This is a genomic window from Pseudanabaena sp. BC1403, from assembly GCF_002914585.1.
Classification (GTDB): domain Bacteria; phylum Cyanobacteriota; class Cyanobacteriia; order Pseudanabaenales; family Pseudanabaenaceae; genus Pseudanabaena.
Genome location: NZ_PDDM01000025.1, coordinates 24749 through 40227 on the forward strand (window position 1 = coordinate 24749; position 15479 = coordinate 40227).

Sequence of the window (15479 nt, forward strand, 5' to 3'; positions counted from 1 at the left end):
GCCTGAATGCGATCATTAAGTTGTTTTTTGCTTTACCAACACCATCACTCGATTGACAGCATCTTGCACAAAAATCTTGAGAAACTCATCACGGCGATTTAGTTGAAACTGGCGCTGAACGACCTCGGCAATACCGCCATCGCCCCAATCGCGATCGCGACTAAAGTATTCGATAAAACTCTTACCCGCAATGCGCGTGAGATAGGCTGCTGTAACTGATTGAACTGTTGCTTTAAGAACTAGCCCGACTACAGTTACGGAAATTAATGTGGTAATGATTTGGACTACACCTTTGACGATGCCGAGACTAACAAGCGTGCGCGTGAGTGAATTGGCCAGCTCTTTACCGCGATCAATATTGATTTCGCAGCCATAGACTTTACCAATTTCCACAACCATTTGGGCGTTGATCGCGGCTGTAGCCAGAAGATCGACCACTGGTAAAGGCGTAGCAAAAACTACGCCAACTACTAGCCATTGGAATTTCTCAACTACTTTTTCAGCTTCAGCTTGTTGTTGTTGTGAGAGCGCTTCGCGAGTTGCTTCAGTGAGACGTTGCGATCGCAATAACACATTATCCGCCACGAGTTCATCGCCTTCATAACTGAGAATATCAAGAGTTCTTACTAAAAGTGGCTGAATTTTGGGTTTGGGAGTAACGACTTCACCAGAGTCTAGGGTAATTGCCGCAGGACTTGCGGAGATCGCGACTACATCTTCGGGCGCGATAAAATCAAGTACGCGCGATCGCAAACTAGTTTGGATGATTTCGCGATCGCTTTTAGTTAGGCGATCAATTTTATTGAAAGCAAGAATTGTGCGCTTGCCGATATCGGTAAGGGCTTTGAGAACTTCAAATTCCGAACTCCGTAAATCGTCATCAACGACAAACATAATCAAATCTGCTTCTGTCGCAATTTTTCGCGCCTCCTGTTCGCGATCGCTACCCAATGCACTAGCTTCTAATATCCCTGGGCAATCAGTAAATTGAATTGGTACTTCTAGACCATGAAATCTCACAGGTGTATAGACTTTACCAAGTTGAGTAGTTCCCATAACCGCACCGACTTCACCTTTGACGGTGATATCTTGAAGCGATAGATCAAGCAATCCATTTACTAATGAAGTTTTGCCTGCGGAGCCAACCCCAAACACAACCACTCGCAATTCTTGACGGATGAAGTTCTTTTTGAGTTGTTCGGTTTGCTCAGATAGAGATCGGCGCATTACCTCATCTTGGATTTGCTCGACCTGCCGCTCTAAGGCTTCAAGACTGTCTTGAGCCGCTTCGATCTTATCGGTAGGTACTTCAGGAATGGGACGTGGTTTAGATGGTTCAGATTGAAATAGGCGTAAATACCGCCAAATGATCAAAAACAATCCTACAAATAAGCCTATTAGCAAGAGAACTACGAAACCGCCTAAAATCGGGGAAGAGGCTGCCACAAGTTGGTAGATTTGAATAATCCGATCAAGTAAGGGAATGATAAACGAAATTACTAGACCAAAGCAGCCTAAGACAAGTAGCGATCGCAACCAAGGAAATTTTCTTTTCATTGGCTTAGGGCTGAGGTTTTACAGTAGATTTTGAAGGATGAGATTTGCGCCACCATCTTGAGAAGAGTTTCTCTGATTCTACCCACAAAACTAATAGCATACTGAATCCAAAGCATAAGCCTAGCTCTGAAGCAGAAAGAGCATCAGTGCCAAAAAACTGGCGTAAGGTTGGGACATAGAGCAAAGCAAGTTGTAAAGCCGTGGTAAAAATTACGGAAATTAATAGATAGGGATTAGAAATCGGACTTAACTCAATGATTAGTTTGGAATCAGAACGACAGGATAGAGCATGACCCATTTGAGCAATACAGAGCGTCGTAAATGTAATCGTCTTCCAATGTTCGTGCCATGAGGGATTACCAGAATTATAGACGAGCTCCATTAAGCCGATTGTTTGCAAACCGAAGATAACACCGATTCGCAGAATATACCAGCCTAAGCCCCTAGCAAAAATATTTTCTTGGGGATGAAAAGGAGGACGCTCCATGATATCGTCTTCAGCAGGCTCTACTGCAAGAGCTAAGGCTGGCACGCCATCAGTAACTAGATTCATCCACAAAATCTGTAAAGGGGTAAGCGGAACTGCGCCAAAACCTAGAAAGGGAGTCGATGCGATCGCAATTACTTCACCGACATTACTACCAAGAATATATTTAATAAATCGGCGAATATTTGCGTAAACCGTTCGTCCTTCCTCGGTTGCAGCCACAATCGTCGCGTAGTTATCATCCAGCAAAATCATATCGCTAGCTTCTTTAGCAACATCTGTTCCTGTAATGCCCATAGCTATTCCAATATTTGCTTGTTTTAGAGCAGGCGCATCATTTACTCCATCACCCGTCATCGCCACGATTTTACCGCTTCGTTGTAATGCTTGCACGATCCGCAGTTTATGCTCAGGTGAAACTCTGGCATAGACAGCAGTTTGTTGAGCGATCGCAGTTAGTTCATCGTCATCCATTTGTTCAATTTCTTGACCAGTTAATACGCGATCGCTTTCTGGATAAAAAATATTTAAGTCGCGAGCGATCGCTTGCGCCGTCAGTTGATGATCGCCTGTAATCATCGTCGTATGAATTCCTGCCCGACGACTGATTTGTACTGCCGCCGCCGCTTCCATTCTGAGAGCATCACGAATACCCACAAGTCCCAGCCAAACCAGATTCTTCTCTATATCTACAAGTTCATCTTCTGTCGGTAAATTTTTTAGAGGCAGATAGGCGAATCCTAATACACGCATTCCTTTAGAGGCAAGCAGGGTATTTTGAATATTAACGGCTGTTTTATAGGAGGTTGTAATTAAGCCGATTTGTTTATCTATTTGAATGCGATCACATTGACTCAAAACCAACTCAGGCGAACCTTTACAAAATAGAAAATAAGGTATGTTGGGCAATAATGCGGCGATCATTCGTATCGTTTCAGGTGTATCTTCAGCATCCATATCTTTGATGGCGATGATCGCGCTCATCAGCTTCCGCTCAGGCGTAAAGGGGATCTCAGCAACTCTGGAGAAATATTGCGTAAAGTGCGACTGCCAAAAATTCGCTTTCCCAGCCAAGGTTAGCAGCGCTCCTTCGGTAGGATCACCGATGATTTTCCATAGTGATTCTGGTGAACGAATAGGCAAGGGACTTAAGTCCTTCTTGCCTCGTGGTGATGGGCGATCGCTTATTTGTTCAACGGTTCTTTTTTGTAAATAGGAATCATTACAAATTACACTTGCTGCGAGTAAAATCTGTAATTCTGCACATTGATAAATATTAAGATCACTAGCCAGCATATCTCCTGCTAGTCGAGAGAGGGCAAATTCGCCAATTGGTTCATAGCCAGTTCCATTGATTTGAGCAGCATAACTGGTGGTGAAAATATTTTCCGCCACCATTTTGTTCTGGGTCAAGGTTCCTGTCTTATCAGAACAAATCATTGTCACCGAACCCAGTGTTTCCACCGCAGGCAACTTGCGAATCAGAGCATTACGGCGAACCATTCTTTGCGTGCCAAGGGCAAGTGTCACAGTAATTACTGCTGGCAGACCTTCTGGTACAGCAGCAACTGCCATACTCAAGGATGTATTTAACAACTTGACAAAGTCACCATTGCGCCATAGTCCTAAAGCAATCACGATCGCTACTAGAACCAAAGAAGAAATAACTAAAGCCTGTGAAAGCTCAGCCATGCGTTTTTGCAATGGAGTTTCTTCTATTTCCACATCTTGTAATAAATTGGCAATCTTTCCCAATTCAGTTTGCATTCCGATTGCCGTGACTAGCATCATGCCGCGTCCTTGCAATACTTCAGTTCCCTGAAACAGCATATTGCAGCGATCGCCTAAAGATTCATTTTCATCAAATATCTGATCAGCAAACTTATTCACTCCCTGAGATTCACCTGTAAGTGCCCCTTCTCTTACTTTCAGCTTTACTGCCTCTATTAACCGCCCATCTGCTGCAATCTGCATCCCCGCATCAACAAACACAATATCCCCCACTACCAGTTCCACCGATCGGATTTCGGCAACTTTACCCTCACGCAATACCCGCACATTCGGAGTCGCCATGCGTTTTAGGGCTGCCAAAGCCTCTTCAGCACGACTCTCCTGTACATAGCCCAAAATGCCGTTGAGAATGACGATCGCTGCGATCGCGATCGCGTCTTTAGGAAAGCTTCCCGCCCGCAAATCTAAACCTGCTGAAACAACTGCTACCCCCATCAACATCAACAACATGATGTTAGTAAACTGATCAACAAAAATACTTAGCTTTGAACGCCCTGATTTTGTATCTAACTCATTGCGCCCATAGACAGCTTGGCGATCGCTGATCTGCCATGACTCTAAACCCAACTCTGGGTTTGTATCCAAAGCAGCGATCGCTTGCTCGATCGTAAGGGTATGCCAAACTTGATTTGTTGGTAAATTACTCATTGTGGGTTTTGTCAGCAATCAGGATGATCACATCTCTGTTTTAGCCTATCAGAGTCCATGCTATTGCTAAATCCTCTTTACAACTTGTTTAAGCTTTAGAGAAATCCAATGCTGAATTTCAAAAAAACAATTTTGGGTTTTCCAGCGCCTGCGGCGCTGGAAAACCCAAAATTGTTTTCATAATGAGAATTTCCAAATCAAGCAACGCGATCGCAATTTAAGGTTAAAGTGTAGTAAAGCTGACACTTTACAACTTTTATCAACTCTTCTGCGCTATGTCCTACGATACTCCTCGCATTGCAAAAGTCCACCGCAAAACTGGCGAAACCGAAGTCACTGTGGCGCTGAATCTTGATGGCACAGGTAAAGGAAATATCAACACTGGTATTCCCTTTCTCGATCATATGCTGCATCAAATCTGCTCTCACGGATTAATTGATCTCGATGTTCAAGCTACGGGTGACTTGCATATTGATGATCATCATACTAATGAAGATGTGGGGATTGTATTAGGGCAAGCTCTTGGACAAGCATTAGGCGATCGCAAAGGGATTGCAAGATTTGGACATTTTGTTGCGCCTCTAGATGAAGCGCTCGTTCAAGTTGCCCTTGATTTTTCGGGTCGTCCCTATTTGGTTTATGGATTAGTGATTCCCAATCAGCGGGTGGGAACTTATGACACAGAGTTAGTCCGCGAGTTTTATCAAGCCGTAGTCAATCATGCCCAGATGACACTGCATGTCAGGCTGTTAGAGAAGGGGAATTCTCATCATATTATTGAGGCTTCTTTTAAAGCTTTTGCTCGTGCTTTACGGATGGCAGTAGAAGTCGATCCACGTCGCGTCAGTACGATTCCTAGCTCCAAAGGCGTTTTATAAATTCAAAAAAAGATGGTGGCGCGAAACACCACCATCTTTTTTTTAGCGTTGGTTCGCGATCGCTACTAAGTTACGACCATTGTTCTTGGCTGCATATAGGGCATGATCGGCAGCCGTAATTAAGCTTTCCAGTGAATTTCCATGCTGACGGATTACTGCGATTCCTAAACTAATCGTGATTTGGATATTTGATGGTGTGGGATTTGTCTCTACATAAGAGCGTAATCGCTCAGCAAGCTCATGTGCTTGATCGAGCATCGTATCGGGCAACAAAATCAAAAACTCTTCACCTCCCCAACGACTTGCTAAATCAGCTTTCCGCATCTTGGTTTGGAGGATTTGCGCAAGATGAATAAGAACTGTATCACCGCCACCATGTCCATAGACATCATTAACTCGCTTAAAGAAATCGACATCAATCAAAATAATCGCAAATAAGCGATCGCTACGATAAAACTGATTCATGGCGATCTCAAGCTGATGCATCATCGCCCGCCGATTGAGCAAATGTGTCAGTACATCAGTATTAGCGGATCTATGTAAATCGTGATAGAGCCTCTGGCAGACCATCATGATAAATCCAGAGGTCATTAAAAACTTAGAGATAAAAATTACGAGTAAAGAAGCAGAATTGATATCAGCATGTGCAAATAGATTGTCAGGTGGATTTCCGATCAAGATTACAATTCTTGCTATTAATAGCAAGATTAAAACAAATATGACACTCGCCATAAATCTTGCTGCCCCAACAAAGCTTTTATGGGAATTGCTTAACAAATAGTAAATAGAAAGCGCAAAGACTACTATTTGAAAAGCTGATTGAGTGATGGTCTTAAATAGGAAAACGTCTTTAAAAATCACAAAACATGATTGAATCCCAATGAATAGAAGGTGAAGTATGAGAAAGTAATGGAGCTTAATCTTTTTGTCGGTAAATTGAGCGATACCGATACATGAAATTGAACTACCTAGCAATAGGAAGAGTCCAGCAGTAACTAATGTGGCTGATAGCTGAAAGGTTCTACTGAAGCTAATGATATAGCTAATTATTGTAAAAATATTACCTAGGGTGAAAGTTTTAATGCCTCGGTATTGATTTACCAAGCAACATAAAAAAATCAGCATTGATAGTTGTAATACGGCATCAATGCTAGTCATAAAGATCATTGTCTGAACATCAAGATTTACCAAGCTTGTAAACATTGCATCAAATACTGGATTTGTTCTTGGGTATGACTTGCCATCAAGGTTAGACGGATGCGTGGAGTCGGTACAGTGGGCGGACGGATCGCAGGGGCAAAGATTCCATTTTCGCGTAAATTTGTTGCCATTTGCAGCGTTTGAGCAATATCAGCCATCTCGATCGCAATTATTGGTGAATCAAATGCGATCGCCTGAATACCTAAACTTTGTAAACCTTGTTTAAAGAATCCCACATTTTGCCAAATCTGCTGACGGAGAGTATTTTCTGACTTGACAATGTTAATCGCTGCGATCGCTGCACCTGTATCCGCAGGCGAAAGCCCCGTAGTATAAATCCAAGTTGCCGCCCGATTGCGTAAAAAATCGATAAGTTTAGCCGAACCTGCCACATATCCGCCCAAACTTCCCAAAGCCTTACTCAGAGTTCCCACTTGGATTAAATCCTGCTGAATCCCCAATGCAGTCGTCAAGCCACCACCGCGATCGCCAAATACTCCCGTTCCATGTGCTTCATCGACTAATACCATGCAGTCGTATTGGTTAGCTAAATCCATGATTGCCCGTAATGGTGCAAGATCGCCATCCATACTAAACACGCTGTCAGTGGTAATTAGACAGCGGCGATATTTAGCACGATTTGCTTGCAATTTAGCGGTGAGATCGGCTAAATCCAAATGCTGATAATCGATGGCAGTTGCACCACTCAGCAAACCACCCTTTTTCAAACAAGAGTGATTATATTCATCACCCAAAATCAAATCTCGCTGTCCCACAATTGCAGCGATCACTCCCAAATTTGCCAAGTAACCAGAGCTAAATACTAACGCCGCCTCAGTATTTTTAAGATCAGCGATCGCAGTTTCTAATTCTTCATGCAAAGCCAGATGTCCTGTTACCAGACGAGATCCTGTCGAGCCAGTCCCATACATTTCTGTAGCGCTAATCGCTGCATCAATCAATCGGCGATCGCCTGCTAGCCCCAAATAGTTATTACTAGCAAACAGCAACATCTCGCGTCCATCAATAGTAGCGATCGTTCCTGCTTTGCTACTTATAGTTTGCGTAGAGCGATACCAGTTAGCTTTGTGGATGGACTCTAATGAGCGATCGAGCCAGTCGTAGGGCGTAGATAAATGAGTAATGGGTTTAGTCTTCACACTTCTTTACAAATTAAGATTAAAATCTTTATAAGTAACTAAACATAATTAAAAAAACAGAACCAAGATATGTACCACCCGCTACGTGGGCAGTGCATATCTTGGGGCTTTGTATTTAATTTTGCGTAGCTACATAGAATAAGCGGCGCATAGCGCAAATTATCCTACCGTTATTATCTAGGTTTAAAAAATGACAGTTGCATATCCTCGTAAACTTCGTGGACAGCTAAGCGCCCAAGACATCCTCGATCAAGTGGTGCGCCAGCGTGAAATCCACATGGTAACGCTCAATCGCTACCGTTTTAATGAGCAGCGTAGTTGCAAAGACCTGACCGACCTAATCGAAAGACTCGATGGCAAGCCCCGCGACTTGATTAAAGATTTATCGCATCACGTTGCTGACGAAGCGCGTCATGCTCTTTGGCTAACTGATTTACTCTACGAACTTGGTGAGGACATCGGCACTCCCCCAGGGACTTCCTATATCGATGAGTTTGAGCGGATGATTAGCTACGACACTATCGGTAGTAATCCTGAAGATGGCATCATCGAATCTCTCGCAGCGATCAATGTCACCGAAAAGCGCGGTTGTGAATACTTCGCCGCCCATATCCGCGCCTTGCAAAAGTCTGAGCAAACCCCCGAAAACATCAAAATCCGCGAAACCATCGAAAAGATCATGCCTGAAGAGGTTCAACATGTTCGGTGGGGCAATCGTAAGCTGGCGGAAATTGCGAAAAAGAGTGAAGCTCTTCATGCCAAAGTGGATACTGCTAAGCGTAAATATACTGCGATCGAGCAAGCTGCCTATGAGTCGGGAATGGATGTTCTTGCTGGTGCAGAAGTTCGCCGCGTTGAGAACTTGATGAAGATTGCCGATACACTTCCGCTATGGCAACGTCCACAATACTTAATCGATCAACTTCCTCAGACTTTGTTCTCTTCTGATTTGCAAAAGACTAGAATCGATCTAGTCAAGAAAGCATGGGATAAAGATCCTTCTTCTTTTGTCGAGAAGTTCATTCCGATGTTCTTTAATGCCAATCTCAAAGATACCGCAAATAAAGCAGGAACTTATTAATCTCGATTGTGCAGTTTTCCAATTATCACAAGCTAATCAAAAAACTGCACAATCAATTCAAGAGGAGTTGCGATCGCTATAGACTCTGACATTGAGAACAGAAATGTGTAGATCGTCCGCCGAGTTTAATCCTTGAAACTACTGTCCCACAGACATTGCAAGGCTGTCCTGTACGTCGAAACACCCAAGCTGTATCAATATAGTTTCCCTTAAGTCCAGCAACATTCTGAAAAGAACTAAATGTCGTTCCACCCTTAGCTATACCATCACTAAGAGAGCGAATAATCCCTTGACGTAGAGATGTGATCTGTTCCAAATCAAGAGAATTTGCCGCTTTCTGAGGATGGATTTTGCCAAGAAACAATGATTCGTCAGCATAGATATTCCCAATCCCCGCGACAGTTTCCTGATCGAGAAGCACAGTCTTAATCGGACGACCAGTACGATTAAACTTAGCGGCTAAATACTCTGGCGTAAACTTAGGATCAAAGGGTTCCAAACCCAACTTCTGCAACCCTGTAATAATTGATTCCGTTGTTTGATTAGATGGAACCCACCAAACCTTACCAAAAGTTCGTTGATCGTCAAACCGCAACTCCTTCAATCCGCCATTTTTTCCTTTTTCCCCTTTTCCTTTTTTCTTTAGAAATAGCCTTACCCGCGTATGCTTGCCCACAGTAGTATCGCGATCGCACCAGAGCAAACTCCCAGTCATTCGCAAATGCACACCTAATTGATTGCCTTGTGAAAGCTTAGCAATTAAATATTTCCCCCGACGCTGCCACTCAATGAACTCAGCACCAATTGCCGATGCTAAAAAATTCTCTGAATTTTCGGGATAGGCGATCGCACGGGGGAGCAATACCTCACCGCCTTCAATCTGCCAACCTAGCGTATTTTCATTTAAACCGATACGAACCGTCTCAACTTCTGGTAATTCGGGCATTATATGTAACGCTTTACGCCAATTTTCATACTTAATTATATTAAAACCCAAAAATGAGAGAGGGCGCTAAGCGCCCTCTCTCATTTTTGGGTTTTGAGTTAGAAGAATCTAGGCGACTTCTTCTACTTCATCGATCGCAAAGTTATTGGTTGCGATGTTGGAGTAGTTTACGCTGTCGAAACGAACGATAACTGGGTAGATGATGCCGCTCTTATCAACAGAAGCTACAGTACCGACTTCGCGATACCAGTAGGACTCTTTACGCAAAATACGAACCTTAGAACCACGTGCAACTGCCATAGTTTTATCCTTATTCCTAAAGACTGTAATGTGAAAAATAAAATGATTACAGATACCGTCTCTAGGTTACTGCGAGGCGTTCGCCTCTGTCTATTTCTAGCCCATTAAGTTTTATTTAGCAAAAGGAGATTTACAACTTGAAAATATAAAATCCAAAAAACTGTACCGCCCGCGTAGCGGGCGGTACAGTTTTTTAGGTTGGACTTAGTTACTTAACGCACAACTACAGATGTCCCTATAGAAGCCCATCGGTACAGCCATGCCGCATGATCGGGAGCAACATTAGTACAGCCATGACTGATGGGTATTCCGAAGCTCCGATGCCAATATGCCCCATGAATAGCATAATTGCCACTGTAGTACATCACATGAGGCACATCTGGCACGTTATAGTCCTCTCCCTGCATTCTTGCAGTGGGATATTTAGATTGAATGCTAAATATCCCTGTAGGTGTTGGCGTGTCACTTTTACCAGTAGAAACAATCACTGCATAAACCTGTCTATTGCCTTGCCATGCTATAAGGGTCTGGCTACGCCGATTAATCTCAATCCAACGTTGGCCTGATCTCTTTAAACGCTGAATATCTTGATTTCTAACATTGCCAGATACAGTTTGTGCGATCGCCCTATCTAAATTAATTAAGTTAACTCCGCCGCTCAGTCCCGTTAAGAGCAAAGCGGTAACTAAAGCAGTAGATCTAGTTTTCCAATACTTAATCATGTTGATCGCAAGGTTGCATATCAACAAGTATGCCCAAAATTTACTGAAAAACTGCCAAAAGGCTCAATAAATAAGAAAGGTTTCACTTAGCGAAACCTTTCTTAAAGAACAAGTTATTTATTGTAAAAAAAGGCTATGTCTTTGTCCTTCAGTGGGGCAAAGCCTGCATCCAGTAATTTTTGATTGAGTTCATCTTGAGGAATATGTTTTGCGCCAATACGGACAATGCGCGATCGCATGGTATTAGTTACGCCACTGCGCTGACGACCTGCTTCAAGTGCCATTACGCTGCTATAGAGATCAAGTTTCTTAGGGTCAATTGGTGTGCCATCAAAGTCGATACCTTGAGAGATCGCTACATCAATAGCATCAGCACCAGTTGTTTGAGAATTTTCGGACATAAATAAAAACCAAATACTTGTTGAGATTAGTGCTTTGCGCCACTCTCAACAAACTACCATTGAACGCGATACATAGAAAATAGCAACCCGTCTTTTTTGGCAGTAATTTTGCCACCCATCGACTGCACAAGCTCCGTAACTTCACTAAGGGGTGTCAGAAAAACCTCTGAACCTAAATAGGTTTCTAAAATCGCCCAATTTTCGGCAAACTCCAAATCAGGTGCGATCGCATCAAAAATTAATACCCCATTTGGTTTTAGTACTCGTTTAGCCTCACGCACAACCAATTTCAAATACTCAAGCGGGTAATAGCAACTAAATCCAGTCGCAATCACGCGATCAAAAAATCCATTCTCGTAACTTAACTGATGGGCTGCCCCAAGTTGTACCCCTTTAAATAATTTAGAATTTAGTTGTGAACCCCTTGAATTAAGAGCTTCTTTAGCCACAAAACTAATTTCCTGCCCGTAAAAAAATACTTCCCAGTCACGCCAAGGATAAATCAAAAAACTTACCCCACAGCCAATATCTAGGCAACGCTGATTTTTTTGAAATTGTGCCAATTCCCAAAATGGCGAAGCAATTTTGCTAGATAGAGCATGACTTACCCACTCCCGAAAAAGCGGCATCGACTCCACCTCAGCGGGCAAATCAAATGCTTCATTACGATATTCGCGATCATAGCGTTTCTGCACTGTAGCGATCGCAGGTGTCCAGTCATCAGCTTGAGATGTAAAAGCTTTATTCATTATTTAAGGTCTATAAAAAATTAATACCTGCTTGTTTCTCGATCGCTTTCAAAGTGCCTATTGGAATCATTTTGCTGCTATGAACAGGAACAATAACAGTCCGCCTAGTATCAGGATTAAATAACTTGAGATGAGAGCCATTTTGAGATACTTCTAAAAATCCTGCTGATTTAAGTTGTTTAATAACTTGACTAGCAGTTAATCGCGGTGATTTAGGCATAAAAAATTTTTACAGAGCCAACTAAACTTCCCGCAAAATAAAGCAGCGCTTGGATTTTGGCAAGTGATTTAGACATAAAAACTTAAAGAGCTAACTCAACCATTTCAGAGCTTGGCTTTTTAACTAATAAATGATCAGGTAATGGCTCTAGCATTAGAAAAATAGCATCTTTAAGATTAGATATTGCTTCTTCACGACTATCTCCATGAGAAGATACAAAATTTAACTCTGGGCAGGTTGCCGAATAAGATTGCACTTCCTCATCCCATTCTAAAATCGCACGAACTATCATAAATTTATTTCAAAAATTAATATTTTCGTATAGATCTGCCAAGCTAACTTCAACACCAATCGATGACAGCATAAACCGAGCATCTAAATGGATGGTCATACTCGATAAACAATCATTGATGTTTCGATTGCTTAATATAACGCTCTACATGGGGTTTTACCCGATCAATTAACAAATATTCCTGAAAGCTAGAATAGGTTGACTAGATTCGCTTATCAAAAACTCTGGATTAAACTGCTTGTTGTTTTTGAGCTTTGAGGTAGGCAAAGACCGACTTATCACCAATATCAGGTGGAATTTCTTGAGTCACTTTACGAATCGCAAAGATTACAAACAAAACTGCCCAAGCACCTAATAGTCCTCGCTCGATCGCTACAGGCAAAATATTAACTAAATGTCCAAGAATTAGCAAAGGCAATATGGGTACTAAAAATTTTGTCTCAAAGCGATTAAAACAAAAAGTTTCTTTAAAAAAGATGCCAGTCAATGCTGCAAAATTAAACCCAACAGCAATTAGTGCGATTGGATGATTGTAAATAGCGATCGCTAAAGGCTCAGGAGAGTAAATTGCTACAACCACCGCAGCGATCGTCCCGATCACCCAAAAGCTCTGCAAAACCCGATGTAGTAACTCCAGATAAATATGAATCGTCCATAGCGCAACACCTAACCCGACAGAAAACCCGACATACAGCAAAGTCAACCAATTTAGGATTTCAGGATTATTGGGCTGCAACAGCACTAATATTGCACCCACGCTAAAACATAGAGCAGAGATCGCTAAAGCACTACGGTACACAATTACCCCAAAGCGATCGTCTTTTGTAATCGTAAACTCACCAAACTGGCCTTGATAAACTTCAGATTTAGTTTCCACAAATTTCTCCGCCAATGACTATTACTCAAAGTATAGATGACAGCAATCTGACTATTTACCTTCAGCAGTTTTACTAAAGCGTAAACTGCCATTATTTAAAGCCCTTACTGAATTTGGTATAACCAAATTCAGTAAGGGCTTTAAATAATCAAAATGTCGTTGTCATTTTGATTATTGGGATTACAGCACTATAAAAACTACAACCCCAGAATTGGATTCATCATAAAACTTGTTGTTATCTCTTGTTAATGATTGCCAAAATTACCATAATGCTTTACTATCTTGCAGTCAAAATCGACAAAATTCGGATGACGCTGTACCGAAAACCAAGTAGGCAGCAGAGGAACTTTATTATGCGTATTTATTACCTAGCTGGCGTGATTCTTAGCGTTACTACAATCCTTAGTGCTTGCGGTGAGGGTACACCAGTCGAATGTACGATCACCACGACAAGTGAAAGAAGACAAGGCGTTGTCAAAACAGCCAAATTTGCTCCTGGTACAGATTGCGAGCAAATGAGAGGACTTGCAGAATCTGGGCAGCCATTGCCCACTCTTGCTGGTAGTGCACCTACAAGTACTGCACCCAAGGCTGCCGCAACTCCTCCCGCGCCGACTTTTAATACCCCATTTGTCGCTGGGCAGAAAACACAGGATCTGATTACCATCACTGATAAACAGGCAAGAGTTCAGGAGCTAGAACAGAAAATTGGGGTTGACTCCAAACAATCGCGAGATCCATTCACTAGTACTGTGATTAATCCAGTACCAAAGTTAGAAACATTGTTGGCAAAGCCCAAAGCACTTCCTAACCTGCGTGCTGCTGTAGTTGTAAGAACATCTAACCGTCCGAGTAAAATCGTGTTGCCACCTGACACCAGAGCTGCTGATGGCACAAAAGTCACAGGGACTGTCGAAGTTGCAGGTACGATCTACGCAATTATTAGTGCCTTTGGTGAGTCAACATCTCGTTATGTTAGGGCTGGTCAAATGATTTCCAACGGGAAGGTGTTGGTGAAGCGAATTGATACCAATGCAGAGCCACCAATTGTTGTGCTACAGCAAAATGGAGTTGAGGTATTACGTGCTGTAGGTGCTCCAATTGTTAGTTCTAATCCTGATCAACCTGTTGACCCCGCCGCTGCTCCAGCCACCCCTAACCCTGCAAATTCCCCTACTACTGCTCCATTTACGCTATTGCCTCCTGCTCAATAATAAATATCCATCTTCCAAATGGCGTTGCCATTTGGAGGTATTAAAAAACTCTCTGGACTTGAGTTTTATAGCTATAGCCATTTATGTTAGGACAAACCCAAAGCCTAAAGAGAGTTGCGGCTTTGCGCCGCAACTCTCTTTTAGGCTTTGGGTCTTAACTCAGGCGTATCTAATACCAAAACACAAAGTGGCTACGCCACTTTGTGTTTTTAAAACCCTTACAGAGTTTGCTTTTTAATTCACAAAAGTGTGACAACACTTCTGTGAATTGGTATAACTGCATTGTGGATAATATGCAGTTAGCTCTAAACCCAAGTAGTGAATCACTACTTGGGTTTAGAGCTAACTGCAAACAGGTATAAATCAAAAAGCTTCGCGATGCGAAGCTTTTTGATTATTTCTTTGGAGCCATCAACATAGTGATATTTCTTCCTTCGCGCTTAGGATATTGCTGAATCTCAGCGACAGACTCTAAATCACTAGCCATGCGATTCAACAAAACTTCAGCAAGATCAACGTGTTGAATTTCGCGACCACGAAACATTACTGTTGCTTTGACTTTATCGCCTTCTTTCAAAAAGCGTTCTGCATGATTGATTCGCACTTTATAATCATGCTCCTCAATTTTGTAGCGCATCTTGACTTCTTTGACATCGGAAGTATGTTGTTTTTTGCGAGCTTCGCGTGCCTTTTTCTCTTGCTCAAACTTGAATTTGCCATAGTCCATGATTCGACATACAGGAGGATCAGCTTTATCGCTGACTAGCACAAGATCTAGCTCTTTTTCTTCAGCCATTTTCAAGGCTTCTTTGGGGGTTAGGATGCCGAGTTGCTCCCCCTCCATATCAATGACTCGAATTTTTGGATATCTGATACGTTCGTTGATTTGGGGAAGGTCTTTAATTGGCTTTTTAGTCATGAAATCTCTGTTGTCTAGACTCTTGGGGGTATTGGTT

At 42.4% G+C, this 15479-nt stretch carries 16 protein-coding genes; 3 read left to right on the forward strand and 13 right to left on the reverse strand.

The window, feature by feature from the left end:
• Positions 1 to 15: 15 nt before the first annotated feature.
• Together CQ839_RS19260 and CQ839_RS19265 are read right to left on the reverse strand one after the other, a co-directional pair.
• Positions 16 to 1557 (reverse strand): YcjF family protein, encoded by a 1542-nt coding sequence (locus CQ839_RS19260; RefSeq protein ID WP_103669926.1) that lies wholly within the window; start codon positions 1555 to 1557, stop codon positions 16 to 18.
• A 4-nt stretch (positions 1558 to 1561) separates the two neighbouring features.
• On the reverse strand, positions 1562 to 4483 hold the full coding sequence (locus tag CQ839_RS19265) for a cation-translocating P-type ATPase (RefSeq protein ID WP_103669927.1): 2922 nt from the start codon (positions 4481 to 4483) through the stop codon (positions 1562 to 1564).
• A gap of 275 nt (positions 4484 to 4758) precedes the next feature.
• On the opposite strand from CQ839_RS19265, the gene hisB reads away from it, so the two are divergent.
• A complete protein-coding gene (gene hisB / locus CQ839_RS19270; RefSeq protein ID WP_103669928.1) occupies positions 4759 to 5361 on the forward strand; it encodes an imidazoleglycerol-phosphate dehydratase HisB in 603 nt (200 codons plus the stop codon).
• A 42-nt stretch (positions 5362 to 5403) separates the two neighbouring features.
• Here the strand turns inward: hisB and CQ839_RS19275 are convergent, their stop codons facing one another.
• A complete protein-coding gene (locus CQ839_RS19275; protein WP_181016257.1) occupies positions 5404 to 6519 on the reverse strand; it encodes a GGDEF domain-containing protein in 1116 nt (371 codons plus the stop codon).
• Between the two features lie 26 nt (positions 6520 to 6545).
• On the reverse strand, positions 6546 to 7721 hold the full coding sequence (bioF, locus tag CQ839_RS19280; protein WP_258040798.1) for an 8-amino-7-oxononanoate synthase: 1176 nt from the start codon (positions 7719 to 7721) through the stop codon (positions 6546 to 6548).
• A 190-nt stretch (positions 7722 to 7911) separates the two neighbouring features.
• Between bioF and CQ839_RS19285 the strand changes: the two genes are divergently transcribed.
• A complete protein-coding gene (locus CQ839_RS19285; protein ID WP_103669930.1) occupies positions 7912 to 8802 on the forward strand; it encodes a ferritin-like domain-containing protein in 891 nt (296 codons plus the stop codon).
• Positions 8803 to 8878: 76 nt separating this feature from the next.
• Here the strand turns inward: CQ839_RS19285 and CQ839_RS19290 are convergent, their stop codons facing one another.
• From CQ839_RS19290 to CQ839_RS19325, 8 genes are all read right to left on the reverse strand, one after another.
• Entirely contained in the window at positions 8879 to 9748 is an 870-nt protein-coding gene (locus CQ839_RS19290) for a DNA-formamidopyrimidine glycosylase (protein WP_103669931.1), read from the reverse strand.
• Between the two features lie 108 nt (positions 9749 to 9856).
• Entirely contained in the window at positions 9857 to 10048 is a 192-nt protein-coding gene (locus CQ839_RS19295) for a photosystem I reaction center subunit IV (protein ID WP_009626231.1), read from the reverse strand.
• Positions 10049 to 10260: 212 nt separating this feature from the next.
• The gene (locus CQ839_RS19300) at positions 10261 to 10770 is read right to left on the reverse strand and encodes a L,D-transpeptidase (RefSeq protein WP_103669932.1); all 510 of its coding nucleotides are present in this window, start codon (positions 10768 to 10770) and stop codon (positions 10261 to 10263) included.
• Positions 10771 to 10883: 113 nt separating this feature from the next.
• Positions 10884 to 11171 carry a DUF4090 family protein gene (locus CQ839_RS19305; protein ID WP_103669933.1) on the reverse strand — a complete coding sequence of 96 codons (288 nt, stop codon included), beginning with the start codon at positions 11169 to 11171 and terminating at the stop codon, positions 10884 to 10886.
• Positions 11172 to 11224: 53 nt separating this feature from the next.
• A complete protein-coding gene (locus CQ839_RS19310; RefSeq protein WP_103669934.1) occupies positions 11225 to 11920 on the reverse strand; it encodes a class I SAM-dependent methyltransferase in 696 nt (231 codons plus the stop codon).
• Between the two features lie 10 nt (positions 11921 to 11930).
• Positions 11931 to 12140, reverse strand: coding sequence for a type II toxin-antitoxin system HicA family toxin (locus CQ839_RS19315; RefSeq protein WP_103669935.1), 210 nt, complete (start codon positions 12138 to 12140; stop codon positions 11931 to 11933).
• Positions 12141 to 12222: 82 nt separating this feature from the next.
• Positions 12223 to 12432, reverse strand: a complete 210-nt coding sequence (locus CQ839_RS19320; protein ID WP_103669936.1) for a type II toxin-antitoxin system HicB family antitoxin — start codon at positions 12430 to 12432, stop codon at positions 12223 to 12225.
• A 229-nt stretch (positions 12433 to 12661) separates the two neighbouring features.
• Positions 12662 to 13309, reverse strand: coding sequence for a DUF2301 domain-containing membrane protein (locus CQ839_RS19325; RefSeq protein ID WP_103669937.1), 648 nt, complete (start codon positions 13307 to 13309; stop codon positions 12662 to 12664).
• Between the two features lie 353 nt (positions 13310 to 13662).
• Here CQ839_RS19325 and CQ839_RS19330 point away from each other — a divergent pair, with 353 nt between their 5' ends.
• Entirely contained in the window at positions 13663 to 14523 is an 861-nt protein-coding gene (locus CQ839_RS19330) for a hypothetical protein (protein ID WP_103669938.1), read from the forward strand.
• Positions 14524 to 14917: 394 nt separating this feature from the next.
• On the opposite strand, the gene infC is transcribed toward CQ839_RS19330, so the two are convergent.
• Positions 14918 to 15442, reverse strand: coding sequence for a translation initiation factor IF-3 (infC, locus tag CQ839_RS19335; RefSeq protein WP_009627301.1), 525 nt, complete (start codon positions 15440 to 15442; stop codon positions 14918 to 14920).
• Between the last annotated feature and the right edge of the window lie 37 nt (positions 15443 to 15479).

What these genes read in the sequence shown, in the direction of transcription:
- CQ839_RS19330 (WP_103669938.1), top strand. Translation starts at nt 13,663, where the DNA reads ATGCGTATTTATTACCTAGCTGGCGTGATTCTTAGCGTTACTACAATC.
- CQ839_RS19320 (WP_103669936.1), bottom strand. Translation starts at nt 12,432, where the DNA reads ATGATAGTTCGTGCGATTTTAGAATGGGATGAGGAAGTGCAATCTTAT.
- CQ839_RS19305 (WP_103669933.1), bottom strand. Translation starts at nt 11,171, where the DNA reads ATGTCCGAAAATTCTCAAACAACTGGTGCTGATGCTATTGATGTAGCG.
- CQ839_RS19295 (WP_009626231.1), bottom strand. Translation starts at nt 10,048, where the DNA reads ATGGCAGTTGCACGTGGTTCTAAGGTTCGTATTTTGCGTAAAGAGTCC.
- CQ839_RS19290 (WP_103669931.1), bottom strand. Translation starts at nt 9,748, where the DNA reads ATGCCCGAATTACCAGAAGTTGAGACGGTTCGTATCGGTTTAAATGAA.
- CQ839_RS19310 (WP_103669934.1), bottom strand. Translation starts at nt 11,920, where the DNA reads ATGAATAAAGCTTTTACATCTCAAGCTGATGACTGGACACCTGCGATC.
- CQ839_RS19300 (WP_103669932.1), bottom strand. Translation starts at nt 10,770, where the DNA reads ATGATTAAGTATTGGAAAACTAGATCTACTGCTTTAGTTACCGCTTTG.
- CQ839_RS19275 (WP_181016257.1), bottom strand. Translation starts at nt 6,519, where the DNA reads ATGACTAGCATTGATGCCGTATTACAACTATCAATGCTGATTTTTTTA.
- CQ839_RS19260 (WP_103669926.1), bottom strand. Translation starts at nt 1,557, where the DNA reads ATGAAAAGAAAATTTCCTTGGTTGCGATCGCTACTTGTCTTAGGCTGC.
- CQ839_RS19265 (WP_103669927.1), bottom strand. Translation starts at nt 4,483, where the DNA reads ATGAGTAATTTACCAACAAATCAAGTTTGGCATACCCTTACGATCGAG.
- CQ839_RS19315 (WP_103669935.1), bottom strand. Translation starts at nt 12,140, where the DNA reads ATGCCTAAATCACCGCGATTAACTGCTAGTCAAGTTATTAAACAACTT.
- hisB (WP_103669928.1), top strand. Translation starts at nt 4,759, where the DNA reads ATGTCCTACGATACTCCTCGCATTGCAAAAGTCCACCGCAAAACTGGC.
- infC (WP_009627301.1), bottom strand. Translation starts at nt 15,442, where the DNA reads ATGACTAAAAAGCCAATTAAAGACCTTCCCCAAATCAACGAACGTATC.
- CQ839_RS19285 (WP_103669930.1), top strand. Translation starts at nt 7,912, where the DNA reads ATGACAGTTGCATATCCTCGTAAACTTCGTGGACAGCTAAGCGCCCAA.